Origin of the sequence: Pseudoalteromonas sp. BZK2 (assembly GCF_014349195.1) — a bacterium.
Lineage (GTDB): Bacteria > Pseudomonadota > Gammaproteobacteria > Enterobacterales > Alteromonadaceae > Pseudoalteromonas > Pseudoalteromonas simplex.
In genome coordinates this window covers 1-11,821 of sequence record NZ_JACSOG010000043.1, presented here as the reverse complement: position 1 = coordinate 11,821, position 11,821 = coordinate 1, and the positions used below count along the sequence as shown (strand labels likewise).

Genomic DNA, 11,821 nt, shown 5'->3' with positions numbered 1-11,821 from the left:
TGTTGTCGGTTTATAAACCTAAAATTCGATTATTCCGCTCAGTGTTTGTTGCGCCACTGGCAAAATCGTCAAAGGCTTTGTCTGTTGGGTTTATTAAGTGTGCTTTAATAAACTCAGCGCCTTCTCTTGCCCCATCTTCTGGGTGCTTTAAGCAGCATTCCCATTCAAGTACAGCCCAACCATCAAAACCATATTGAGTTAACTTGCTGAAGATTTGCTTAAAATCTACTTGGCCATCACCTAAAGAACGAAAACGCCCCGGGCGGTCTTGCCAGTTTTGAAATCCGCCATAAACACCTGAACGGCCATTTGCGATAAATTCGGCATCTTTGACATGAAACGCCTTAATGCGCGAATGATAAATATCGATAAACGCTAAATAGTCGAGCTGTTGCAATACAAAATGGCTAGGATCATATAGAATATTAACGCGTGGGTGATTATTGGTTGCTGCTAAAAAGCGCTCAAATGTCACACCATCATGCAGGTCTTCACCCGGATGTAATTCATAACACACGTCCACGCCATGCTCGTCAAAGCAATCTAAAATAGGTAACCAACGCTTAGCAAGTTCACTAAAGCCTTGTTCGACAAGTCCTTGTGGACGCTGTGGCCACGGGTAAAAGGTATGCCATAAAAAAGACCCCGAGAATGTCGCATGGGTTGTTAAGCCAAGCTTGTTACTCGCTTTCGCTGCTAGCATCAGTTGCTCTGTTGCCCACTTTGTTCGCGCTGCAGGGTTACCTTTTACATGCTCTGCTGCAAAGTTATCGAACATTTCATCGTAGGCAGGGTGAACAGCAATTAACTGGCCTTGCAAATGTGTTGATAACTCTGAAATTGTAAGTCCATACTCTGTGGCAATACCAGTGACTTCATCGCAGTAATGCTGGCTTTGAGCTGCTTTTTCTAAATCAAAAATAGTCGGGTTTGAGGTTGGCACTTGAATCGCTTTGTAACCTAAACCACTTACCCACTCACATAAACCACGAAAGCTATTGAAAGGGGCTTGATCTGAAATAAACTGCGCCAAAAATATTGCTGGCCCTTTGATTTTATTCATTCTTTTTTATCCAATCTGTAATTTGTGCCATTTAGTATCTTGCTTCGATGAAGCAACAACATGCTCAATAAACGCCATGCCACGCACAGCCTCATTGATGCCTGGTACATCAAATGCTGAATTTGTTGCGTTATCGCCTTGCTTAAATGCGTGGATCTGCGCTGCAAAATTGCGGTAAATATTGGCAAATGCTTCAAGGTAACCTTCTGGGTGGCCGGCAGGGGCGCGCAGGGCATTTTGCGTGTCAGGGTGTAATTCACCCACGCCAGCTCTAAGTAATGTTGCGGCTTGATTGTGGCCTCGTAGCCATAAGCTATTTGGCTCAAGTTGCGACCATTCAAGACTGGCTTTATCGCCATAAACACGCAGGCGTAAGTTGTTCTCATCGCCAATAGCAATTTGGCTTGCCAGTAAAACGCCTTTACAACCATTATTGAATCTAAGAAGCACAGTGCCATCATCATCAAGGGCTCGGCCTTCAACCACATGATTTAAATCGGCGCAAAGCTCGGTGATTTCGAGATCAGAAACATACTCGGCTAAGTTAGCTGCATGCACGCCAATGTCGCCCATACAACAACTAATGCCAGACTTACTGGTGTCTAAACGCCAGCTTGCTTGCTTTGAACCTTCGTCTTCGCTGTGCGCTAACCAGCCTTGAGTGTACTCAACAATGACTTTACGTATGCTGCCGAGCTCGCCTGCTTTTACGCGATGCTTGGCTTCTTTGACCATAGGGTAACCGGTGTAAGTGTGGGTTAAGCCATATAAAACCTGCTGTTTTGCAATAATGCTTTGTAATTGCTCTGCTTCTGCGAGAGTAAGCGTTGCAGGTTTATCTGAGAGCACATGAAAACCATGTTCAAGCGCCATTTTCGCGACCGGAAAATGTAAGTGGTTTGGCGTAACAATAGCCACAAAATCAATACGCTCATCAGCAGGTAATTTTGCTTCTTCGGTAAATAGCGTTTGGTAACTGTCGTAGCAGCGGCTGCTATCAAGCCCAAGTAATTCGCCAGTTGTTTTACATTTGTTTGCGTCTGAACTGAATGCGCCTGCAACAAGCTCAATCATTCCGTCTAATCGCGCTGCAATTCGATGAATAGCGCCAATGAAGGCACCATCGCCACCGCCTACCATTGCCATGCGGATCTTAGCTTTGCTCATCTTAAGCGCTCCTAATTTAAATAGCGTTTGCTACTGTTAATATCATGTTATTGATAATAGGAAAGCTTAACCAATAAGCGTTAATAAAAATTCGGTTGACAATGCAACAAAATCGGCGTTTAAAATATATAGGGCTGTTCTTTATTGAGACAAAATTAAGCGATGGATATTCAAGAAATAATAAAAAAAGCTGGCGTAAATCAGCTAATTGCTGCATTTGATTTACTGCCAGACATCCTCTTTTGGGTAAAAGACACAGATAGTAGAATCTTGCATTGTAATCAGCATTTTATTGAGCATCAGGGTTATAAAACACTGGAGCAAATATTGCTAAAAACAGACTTCGATTTTTCGCCAAAGCACCTCGCGTTTCAATACGTCAATGACGATAAACGAGTGATGGAAGGCTATATAGTGACTGACCGTTTAGAGCTTAACCAAACCCAACAAGGTGAGCTTGGTTGGTTTTCTACATCAAAGCATGCTTTAAAAGATCACGATGGCAATGTGATAGGCACTTATGGAGTGACCCGACATCTACAAAAAACCTCAAAAGCGCTTTCTCATGTAAGGGCAATTGAAGAGCCGGTAAAATTTATTCGCGAGCATTATCATCGTCAGATCAGCATTGATGAATTAGCAGAGCTTGCACACTTGTCGGTAAGTGCTTTAGAGCGCCGCTTTAAAAAGCACTTAGCGAAAACACCTAATCAATTTATTAACGAAGTGCGTCTTGAAAATGCCCGTAAGCTGCTAATTGAAACGCAACTGCCCATTTCACAAGTGGCCTACCAGTGCGGGTTTTCTGAGCCAAGTTACTTCAGCAAACAATTTCGGCGTTTGTTTGGTGAAATTCCCTCACAAATGCGCTCGCAATTAGGTGATTAAATTGCAGATCTTGCCATTAAAATAGCCCCTTGCTCTGCACTTTTAAGGGCGGGAGTTAAATGCGCTTTACTGGCATCAGTTAAGTAAGGCGTGATAGCATTGGTAATGCCACCCATCAAGGTGACATTTTCAATACCTTGTTTTTCAAAGTAAGCGATATAGCGGCTAATGTATGCGCACGCTTCATTGATTAATTGCTGACAAAAAGCATCGTCAGAATGGCTAAAAACTAGGGGCGCAAATTTGGCAAGCTCTGCAGGGCGCGCTGATATTAAACGCTGACTTAACGCTTGGCTTGAGTCGCAGTTAAGCTGGGTGAGTAGGGTATCTATTGCTGCAGAACTTTGCGCAACACCATCAAGTACTGCAAATGCTTTACGGCAAAGTTGTAAGCCTAACCAACCCCCACTGGCACCATCGCTCAGTAATAACCCGTAACCACCTAATTCGCTAAATTGGTTTTGCTGCTGGTAACCCGCACAAAAGCCCGTGCCCAGAATAATCACTGCGCCATCATGGTGTTGATGTGCGCCTTTACAGGCAATCAGCATATCTGTTGACAGGGTAAACTTGGCAAAAGGGTGCTGCCATTTGGTCATGGCTTGGTAAGCTGAGTCGATATTAGCTCCGGCAAGCCCTGCATGCACATAGGTATTTTTCAGCTCGCTTAAGGCAAGCTCAGCGTCATGAAATGCAAGTTCAGTGGCGTGCAGTATTGACTCTTGGCTTTGTTGGCAGCTGGTGGCCACATTTGCTGAACCACTTATGGCTTCACTCAGCAATGAGCCGTTTTCGTTTTCTAAACGAACTTTACACTTACTGCCACCGCCATCAATACCTAAAAAATACGTTGCCATGTTTAATCCTTTGAAAGTAGCTTATTGATAGCCTCAGCATTAATTGCCCCATTTTCGTTGTGAACGCATGAGTGTACATGCACAGCCGCTTTTGCTGAATGGTTTTTTATTAATTGCCAAAGTGTTGCCGCGTTTTCTAAAGTAACGCCACCACCCATAACAATTTCTATCTGATTAGCGCTGTGCACTAAGTATGTGTTGAGCTGATTTAGACCATCTACAGCACTTTGAACGCTTTGCCATGGCGTGCCTGCTGTTAAGATGCGGTCAACTCCTAAGCTAATCAGTTTCTCAAGTGCGCTTAACGGGTTTGTAAGGGTATCGAATGCACGGTGAAAGGTCACCATCAGGCCATGCTGTTTGGCTGTGGCAACTAAAGAGCGGGTCACTTTTAAATCAAGTTCGTCGTTTTTAACTGCACCAAATACCACGCCATGCGCTCCCGTGTTCGCTGCCATTGTTATTTGTTTTTGCATAACTTGGTGACACTCAGCACTAACTAAAAAGTTGCCTGCTTCGGGGCGTATCATCACCACTAACTCTGCACTATTAGTCAGGTTTTTAACAGCACAGTCAATCGCATTAACACTTGGTGTTAAGCCTCCTAGGTGTAAATTACTGCATAATTCAAAGCGTTTTGCGCCTAAGTTACTAGCCAGCGAAATGTTGTTAGCAAGCAGCTTTAAGCACCCTTCGTTTAGGCATACTTCAAGAAATTTACCATTGTTCATGGACGTGTTTTTACCATATCTATTACACCTACTCATTAGTTAATTAATTTAACGTAAACTTAAAATTGTAATGAAAAATAATTTGGTGTTTACTATCAATTGGTTACTATTTTAACTAAGTCTGTGTTGATGAGTGAACTAGCTCTGCAACGACAGGCCTAACTATAAAGCAGAAATTATAAAAATGAATATAAAATATTCCAAACGCCGATTTTGTCATATCTCTCACCGAATTTTTATTATCACTTTTTGACCGCTCACCCTATTCTGAGTTTGAGTTTAACAAGCTGTTAACTACCGATAATCAGTTTAAAAACCGACAACAATAAGATGTTTTATGAGATGTATAGACCTCATAAAGCTTGCAGAACACACAACTGGAGATAGGCATGGGCAAGCAAACTGTAATAAAAACAAAAGGGCAAGGAAGGCATTTTAAGCGTAATGCAATTTTAATTTCGCTACTGGCGGCAATTAATACAAGCTATGCAGCAGAGCAAGCAAATGAAGATGTAGAAGTGATTGAAGTACGAGGTATTCGTTCTTCAACCGCAGAAAACTTAGCAATAAAACGACTTTCAACGGCTACCGTTGATGCAATCACCGCGGAGGATATTGGTAAGTTTCCTGATAAAAACGTCGCTGATTCATTGCAACGTGTATCTGGCGTTTTGATTGACCGCGACGGTGGCGAAGGTAGCCGCGTGAGTATTCGTGGTACGTCACCGGATTGGACTCTCACCCAATTAAACGGTAACTATATTGCTTCATCAGGTTCTGGTACTCCTACCCGTAGTTTTAATTACACGTTATTGCCTTCAAGCATGATCAAAAGTGTAGAAGTGTACAAAAGTGCTGAAGCACGCATCGATGAAGGCGGCATTGGTGGTACGGTTATTTTACACACCCGTAAACCGCTTGAGATGGAAGCAAATTCAGGGGCGTTAAGTGCCGAGGTGACTTACGATGATGTGTCTGAAGACACTAAGCCGCAAGTTAACGTGCTGTATTCATGGAAAAATGACGACGAAAACTTTGGTGTATTGGCCGGTTTTACTCGTCAAGATCGCACCGTAACAACCATCACTAACAACGCATCACACTGGCGTTTTCACTCAGATACCGTTGAAGGTGCAGAGCGTCCTGCGCTGGTAGACCAAGCCACTGGCGAAGTGTACAACAATGTATGGGCACCTCGTGCGATGAGTGTTAATAACTCAAACCAAGACCGTACACGCGATGGGTATCAAGTCGCTGTGCAGTGGGCACCGAGTGACAGACTTGATTTAAACTTTAACTATTTTGGTGCCAAGTTAGGCTACGACCAAACAGGGCAAAGCATTACTTTTGCCGAGTGGAACGATAACCACAACCCGTATTACGGCATTGTGCTTGATGGCGATACCGTGGTTGCCTACGGTAATGGCGATAATGGGTTACTTAATGATAATAACTGGGGTGATGCCGATGTAAATGGTGGTGTGGCTGTTCGCCGTGGCTTGTTATCACCGCAGTTAACAGGGCGTGAGCGTTTTGGCGAGTCAAAATCAAACACCTATGATTTTGAAGGTACTTATTTTGGCGATACGTACAGCATTACAGTAAAGCTGGGTCATACTGAAGCTGAAGGCGGCACCTCAAAAGAAACCTACGCCAATATTGATGCGCGTTTAGGCTCAGTAAACAGCTGGTTATGGTCAATTGAAAACGGTAAACCAAGCTACGAAGTGTCGACTGATTTAGCCACCGATAAAGAAGCATACCAGTATTATGATTGGTTTGACTCTTACTCATCTGAAAATGAAGACTCAGAAGATTACATTCAAACAGATGTAAAATTTGACCTCGATGGCAACTTTTTTACCCGTGTCTATGTAGGTGCTAAATACCGCGACCACGAAATTAAAGGTATTCGTAACGACTTTCGTTGGGATGACGGCATCTCTGATAACGGCGGTTACCGCGGTTACTTGCCAGGCACTGAGTGGTTCCATAATCCAGATTTTCACCCAGATGCGCCAACATTGGTAAGCGACCATGTGGTTGATAACAGTGCAGGTGATACTGGCGCATTTAACTTTTTAGCGTTTGATTTTAGAGCGCTGGATGATTACTTAAAAGAAAACTTTAGCCAGACAGTGGTGCCAACGCTTTCGGGTACTTATGCTTTAGAAGAAAAAATTTGGTCTGTTTATACACAAGCTGATTTTGAGTGGCAAGATTTCCGCGGTAATGTTGGTGTGCGCTATGTTAATACTGAACTAAGCACCTTGACCTACGATGATGTTATAGGTCAAGACGATGACGACACGGATCCAAACGAGCGTAGTAGCGATGGCAGTGAAGTACTACCAAGCTTTAACCTTGCATGGGATGCAACCGAAGATCTTGTGGTGCGCTTTGCCGCAGCACGCACTATGGCCAGAGTGAGCTATTCAGACTTAAGCCAAGCAGAGTCTTACGGTCCTCCAGTTAATATTAACTCGCCAGATTCATGGACAGGCCGTGGTAATGGTACCTCGGTAAACACAGGCCTTGAACCTATGTTATCTGACCAATTTGATTTAGGTATTGAATGGTATTACGGCGATGGTTCTGCATTGGGTGCTACGTTATTCTCTAAAGATATTTCTAACCTACCAATCTCGACGGTAGAAATTGTAGAGCGTGAACACGATTGTTGTAACGGCCCAATTGAGGTCGAAATGAACACCAAAGTGGGTGGGGGTGATGCAAAGTCAGAAGGTTTAGAGCTGTTCTTCCAGCATTCGTTCGATAATGGTTTTGGTATTTTAACTAACTATACCTACACAGATACCAGCACTAGCGAAGTCTCGACAGACGGACAAAAAACAGAGGCCGAAATACCGGGCACCGCTAAGCACCAATATAATGTGTCGGTGTACTTTGAGAATGACGACTTTAGTGTTCGAGCGTCATATAACTGGAAAGATGACCGTGCTAACGGTATTCACCAAGGCTACAACTTGTATACCAAAGACTATGGTCAGCTAGATGTGAATGCCTCGTATAACCTAACAGAGGATCTTTCGTTTACCGCGTCAGTGGTAAACCTAACTGAAGAAATAGAAGAAGGATACTGGAAACAAAGCAATCGCTTTACCTATAACCAATATTCGGGCCGCCGTTTTTACTTAGGCGCAAATTATAATTTCTAACCCAAGAGATGTTGTTTGTTGCAACCTAAAAAGGTACTTTTATTAAAGTACCTTTTTCTTTTTTAAGACAATAATGATTGAATTTGTAACAGCTACAGAGCAAGACAAAGCCTATTTACTCGACTTAAGATTAAATACCATGGTTGAGCACTTAGAGAATCAAGGGTTATTTTTATCACTTGAGCAACATCAAGCAAGAGTGGCAGAGCATTTTGAGCACAGTCATTTAGTGTTAAATGATGGGCAATGTGTAGGCGCAGCCAAATTCATTGTGAGTGACCAAGCAATCAGTTTATTACAGCTTCAAATTGCACCTAAAGAGCAGGGCAAAGGGTTAGGCACTAAGGTGTTAGATGCACTTAAAGCACAAACAGCAGAGATTAATTTAACGGTGCTAAAAGCGAATCCAGCGTATGGATTATATCAACGGGCAGGGTTTAAAACTCTAGGCGAAGACGACTATGAGTTTCATATACAGTGGCAGAAATAAAAAAGGGCGCTGTTAAAAAACTAAGCGCCCAATTTTGACTATTTCTTTTCTTCGTCAGGTAAGGTGACGTTTAGCTCAAGTACTGCTAAGTCATCTTCGTTTTGGTCAAACTGCACCTGAACTGCATCAGTGTTTACATTCACATATTTACGAATAACATCAAGGATATCTTGTTTTAGCTGTGGTAAATAATCTGGTGTACCACGCTGTGAACGTTCGTGCGCGACAATGATCTGCAATCGCTCTTTTGCTAATGACGCACTGCTTTTCTTTTCTGAGCGGAAGTAGTCAAGTAAAGACACATTAACCTCCAAAAATCCGTTTAAATAAGCCTTTTTTCTCTACGTCTAAGAAACGAAAATCAACAGTTTCGCCTAATAAACGATTGATTGCATCTGTGTATGCTTGGCCTGCATCCGATTCACCATCAAGGATAACCGGTTGACCAGAGTTCGATGCACTAAGTACAGCTTGTGATTCAGGAATAACGCCCAGTAGTTTAATCGCTAAGATTTCTTGTACGTCTTCTACCGAAAGCATTTCGCCTTTTTCAACACGCTCAGGATTATAGCGAGTTAATAGTAGATGTTCTTTTACGCTTTCAAGGCCTTCTTCAGCACGTTTTGATTTGCTGTGTAAAATGCCAAGAATACGGTCAGAGTCACGTACTGATGATACTTCTGGGTTCGTTGTTACAATCGCTTCATCAGCGAAGTACATTGCCATCATTGCACCAGCTTCGATACCCGCTGGAGAATCACACACAATGTAATCAAAATCTTTTTTCAGCTCGTTTAGTACGCGCTCAACACCGTCACGGGTTAGGGCGTCTTTATCACGGGTTTGTGAGGCAGGTAAAATATGTAGCTTATCAACGCGCTTATCTTTAATAAGTGCTTGATTTAGGTTAGCTTCGCCATTGATTACGTTTACGAAATCATAAACAACACGGCGTTCACAACCCATGATAAGGTCAAGATTACGTAGACCAATATCAAAGTCGATAATAACGGTTTTAAAGCCTTTAAGCGCTAAACCTGTGCCAATCGCAGCACTCGATGTGGTTTTACCAACACCACCTTTACCAGAAGTAACGACAATCACTTTTGCCATGAGATTTATCCTTTAACCAAAGCTGAAATTTCTAATGAATCATTTTTTTGTTGGATTTGTACTGCGCTGCCCCAGTGTTCACCTTGTAGAGAGTCGCTGATCCAATAACTACCATTAATCGAAACAAGTTCTGCTTCTAATTTTTGGCAAAATATATTTGCTTCGTTGTAACCTTTAGCCCCTGCAATTGCACGGCCGCGAAGGGTGCCATAAATGTGCACGTTGCCATCGCTAATCACTTCGGCGCCATGACTTACAGCACCAATTACGATTAGGTCGCGGTCTTTTGCATACACTTGCTGGCCCGAACGTACAGTGCCATGAATAACTTGCGCAGGCAGGTGAACGGTTTTTTCAACGATAGATGTATTTGTTTGTTGTTTAGCGGTTGCACCCTTAACGTCTTGTGAATAATTTAACACCGACAGGCCCGCAGCTTTTGCGCTTTCGTTTTGCTCTTGAGAGCCATTACAAACCCCAACTGGGTTTAACGAAAGACCACTTAACATTGATTTTAAGAAAGAGAAATCAAGCGCTTCATCTTGTACGTCGCTTAAGTTGATTACGATAGGCGCACCGGCAAAGAACTTAGGTGCTTGGGCGATTTTCTCATCTAACTGCTTACTTAAAAGGGCTGTATCTGCTGAAAATAAATGTAAAACAGATAACGTAAAAAGGTTCCCTTTTAATTCAAAAATTTGTTCCGACATACACGCTCAATTGAATTGTCTGGATTAGCATTATTTAAGTATAAACACAGGCTGAACAAGGCATATACAGTAAAAATCTAATCTATTTTTTCTAACTTATTATATCACTCATGTTATAGTGTGCGCCTTCGTTAAGCAAGATATTATAGGGCCATAATGCTAACTGCGGTGTATAAAAGTATTAAAAAAGCGGATACATACCTTTTTGTAGAAAAAAGAGATGATTTCTCACGCGTACCTGAACCATTACTAGAAACGTTTGGTCAACCTAAGTACGTGATGATGATTAATCTAGCAAGCCGTGAAAAGTTAGGTGTGGCAGACTTAGACGCGGTTAAGCAAGCGTTAATTGACCAAGGGTTCTACTTGCAATTACCTCCGCCGGAAGAAAATCTGTTAACCCAATTTAAAAAAGACAAGGGAGTTGAGAGTGATTAAAAAACTTGCCGTCATTTTACTCAGTGCTTCACTAAGTACTTCAGTATTGGCAGAACAAAAGACACAAGCTGATTTTGACGTTTACGTTGCAGCATTAAAAAAAGAAGCACTTGAAAAAGGCTATGATGAAGCCTTAGTTGATCAAGCACTTGCAACAGCTAAATTCAAAAAGAAAGTGATCTCAGCTGATAAAAACCAGCCAGAAGTAAAAGAAACCCTCGAAACTTATTTACCAAAACGTGTGCCGCAATGGAAAATTGACCGCGCGCGTAAGCTATACAAAGAAAATCAAGAGGTTCTTGAAAAAGTAGCCAAAGAATACGGCGTACAAGCACGTTTTATTGTTGCACTTTGGGGCCTTGAAAGTAACTTTGGTAAAATCCAAGGTGGTCACAGTGTCATTGCATCATTAGTTACACTTGCTTTTGATGGTCGCCGCGAAACCATGTATAAAAACCAACTTTGGGCAGCGCTTGATATCTTAAAAGAGGGTCACATTACCCTAGATAAGTTCAAAGGCTCATGGGCTGGTGCAATGGGGCAAACTCAGTTTATGCCAACCTCATTTAACGCCTACGCTGTTGATTACAATGGTGATGGCCGCAAAGACATTTGGACAACAGAAGAAGACGCATTTGCGTCAATTGCAAATTACCTCAAACAAGCAGGGTGGAACGATGATTTAACCTGGGGTCGCCAAGTTAAACTACCAGCAGGCTTTGATAACGCAAATATTCTTAAGCGTGGCACTAAAACGCGCAGCCAATGGTTAGAGTATTGGAAAGATTCAGAGCGCAGCCTTGCTGATTGGCAAGCAATCGGTGTTCGTAAAATGGATGGTAGCGACCTACCAAACGTTGATGTTACTGCCGCAATGGTAATGCCTGATGACGTAAACGGCCGTATGTATCTAGCCTACGATAACTATAAAGCACTTATGCACTGGAATCGCTCGTATTACTTTGCAACCAGTGTTGGTTACTTATCAGATCGCATCGGTTACCCAGCGATTAAGTAATTGAGTAATAAAAGTTAGCAAGCACCAAGGGTAAAGCTACAAGTTTTACCCGAGCAACTTGCTAACTTATTCGGCGTTAAAACGCCTTATATGGACTCCTCCTATTGCACAATACCCTTCGTTAATTTTGTCAGACTGCGTGCTTATATGCGGGCTCATAATGAGGA

Annotated in this window: 12 protein-coding genes; 5 read left to right on the top strand and 7 right to left on the bottom strand. The window is 42.5% G+C overall.

The genetic code is table 11. The annotated features are described in order from the left end of the window. Window positions 1–10 precede the first annotated feature (10 nt). Together BIZ38_RS19095 and BIZ38_RS19090 are read right to left on the bottom strand one after the other, a co-directional pair. Window positions 11–1,063 carry a sugar phosphate isomerase/epimerase family protein gene (locus tag BIZ38_RS19095; protein ID WP_187491021.1) on the bottom strand — a complete coding sequence of 351 codons (1,053 nt, stop codon included), beginning with the start codon at window positions 1,061–1,063 and terminating at the stop codon, window positions 11–13. A 6-nt stretch (window positions 1,064–1,069) separates the two neighbouring features. Further along, window positions 1,070–2,230 (bottom strand): Gfo/Idh/MocA family protein, encoded by a 1,161-nt coding sequence (locus BIZ38_RS19090; protein WP_166340852.1) that lies wholly within the window; start codon window positions 2,228–2,230, stop codon window positions 1,070–1,072. 162 nt (window positions 2,231–2,392) lie between these two features. Here BIZ38_RS19090 and BIZ38_RS19085 point away from each other — a divergent pair, with 162 nt between their 5' ends. Next, window positions 2,393–3,118 (top strand): AraC family transcriptional regulator, encoded by a 726-nt coding sequence (locus BIZ38_RS19085; RefSeq protein ID WP_054552042.1) that lies wholly within the window; start codon window positions 2,393–2,395, stop codon window positions 3,116–3,118. Here BIZ38_RS19085 and BIZ38_RS19080 read toward each other — a convergent pair. Further along, complete coding sequence (locus BIZ38_RS19080) at window positions 3,115–3,975, bottom strand: BadF/BadG/BcrA/BcrD ATPase family protein (protein ID WP_187491020.1); 861 nt, start codon at window positions 3,973–3,975, stop codon at window positions 3,115–3,117. The two genes, BIZ38_RS19085 and BIZ38_RS19080, sit on opposite strands and share 4 nt — an antisense overlap. 2 nt (window positions 3,976–3,977) lie before the next feature. After that, window positions 3,978–4,706, bottom strand: a complete 729-nt coding sequence (locus BIZ38_RS19075) for a copper homeostasis protein CutC (RefSeq protein ID WP_187491019.1) — start codon at window positions 4,704–4,706, stop codon at window positions 3,978–3,980. Window positions 4,707–5,095: 389 nt separating this feature from the next. Here BIZ38_RS19075 and BIZ38_RS19070 point away from each other — a divergent pair, with 389 nt between their 5' ends. Both BIZ38_RS19070 and BIZ38_RS19065 read left to right on the top strand, forming a co-directional pair. Then, complete coding sequence (locus BIZ38_RS19070) at window positions 5,096–7,885, top strand: TonB-dependent receptor (protein WP_187491018.1); 2,790 nt, start codon at window positions 5,096–5,098, stop codon at window positions 7,883–7,885. A gap of 73 nt (window positions 7,886–7,958) precedes the next feature. Further along, complete coding sequence (locus BIZ38_RS19065; RefSeq protein WP_187491017.1) at window positions 7,959–8,375, top strand: GNAT family N-acetyltransferase; 417 nt, start codon at window positions 7,959–7,961, stop codon at window positions 8,373–8,375. Between the two features lie 38 nt (window positions 8,376–8,413). Here the strand turns inward: BIZ38_RS19065 and minE are convergent, their stop codons facing one another. From minE to minC, 3 genes are read right to left on the bottom strand one after another with little or no spacing between them, the layout of a single operon-like run. Further along, on the bottom strand, window positions 8,414–8,677 hold the full coding sequence (gene minE / locus BIZ38_RS19060; protein ID WP_054552047.1) for a cell division topological specificity factor MinE: 264 nt from the start codon (window positions 8,675–8,677) through the stop codon (window positions 8,414–8,416). 1 nt (window position 8,678) lies between these two features. Next, window positions 8,679–9,488 (bottom strand): septum site-determining protein MinD, encoded by an 810-nt coding sequence (gene minD / locus BIZ38_RS19055; RefSeq protein WP_054552048.1) that lies wholly within the window; start codon window positions 9,486–9,488, stop codon window positions 8,679–8,681. 5 nt (window positions 9,489–9,493) lie between these two features. Next, entirely contained in the window at window positions 9,494–10,198 is a 705-nt protein-coding gene (minC, locus tag BIZ38_RS19050) for a septum site-determining protein MinC (RefSeq protein WP_054552049.1), read from the bottom strand. Window positions 10,199–10,354: 156 nt separating this feature from the next. On the opposite strand from minC, the gene BIZ38_RS19045 reads away from it, so the two are divergent. Then, a complete protein-coding gene (locus tag BIZ38_RS19045; protein WP_054552050.1) occupies window positions 10,355–10,636 on the top strand; it encodes a YcgL domain-containing protein in 282 nt (93 codons plus the stop codon). Further along, the gene (locus BIZ38_RS19040; RefSeq protein ID WP_187491016.1) at window positions 10,629–11,654 is read left to right on the top strand and encodes a lytic transglycosylase domain-containing protein; all 1,026 of its coding nucleotides are present in this window, start codon (window positions 10,629–10,631) and stop codon (window positions 11,652–11,654) included. The genes BIZ38_RS19045 and BIZ38_RS19040 overlap by 8 nt, the downstream gene beginning before the upstream one ends. Window positions 11,655–11,821: the final 167 nt, after the last annotated feature.

Excerpts from the sequence above, each read along its gene's own strand:
- BIZ38_RS19095 (WP_187491021.1), bottom strand. The coding sequence starts at position 1,063 with ATGAATAAAATCAAAGGGCCAGCAATATTTTTGGCGCAGTTTATTTCA.
- BIZ38_RS19090 (WP_166340852.1), bottom strand. The coding sequence starts at position 2,230 with ATGAGCAAAGCTAAGATCCGCATGGCAATGGTAGGCGGTGGCGATGGT.
- BIZ38_RS19085 (WP_054552042.1), top strand. The coding sequence starts at position 2,393 with ATGGATATTCAAGAAATAATAAAAAAAGCTGGCGTAAATCAGCTAATT.
- BIZ38_RS19080 (WP_187491020.1), bottom strand. The coding sequence starts at position 3,975 with ATGGCAACGTATTTTTTAGGTATTGATGGCGGTGGCAGTAAGTGTAAA.
- BIZ38_RS19075 (WP_187491019.1), bottom strand. The coding sequence starts at position 4,706 with ATGAACAATGGTAAATTTCTTGAAGTATGCCTAAACGAAGGGTGCTTA.
- BIZ38_RS19070 (WP_187491018.1), top strand. The coding sequence starts at position 5,096 with ATGGGCAAGCAAACTGTAATAAAAACAAAAGGGCAAGGAAGGCATTTT.
- BIZ38_RS19065 (WP_187491017.1), top strand. The coding sequence starts at position 7,959 with ATGATTGAATTTGTAACAGCTACAGAGCAAGACAAAGCCTATTTACTC.
- minD (WP_054552048.1), bottom strand. The coding sequence starts at position 9,488 with ATGGCAAAAGTGATTGTCGTTACTTCTGGTAAAGGTGGTGTTGGTAAA.
- minC (WP_054552049.1), bottom strand. The coding sequence starts at position 10,198 with ATGTCGGAACAAATTTTTGAATTAAAAGGGAACCTTTTTACGTTATCT.
- BIZ38_RS19045 (WP_054552050.1), top strand. The coding sequence starts at position 10,355 with ATGCTAACTGCGGTGTATAAAAGTATTAAAAAAGCGGATACATACCTT.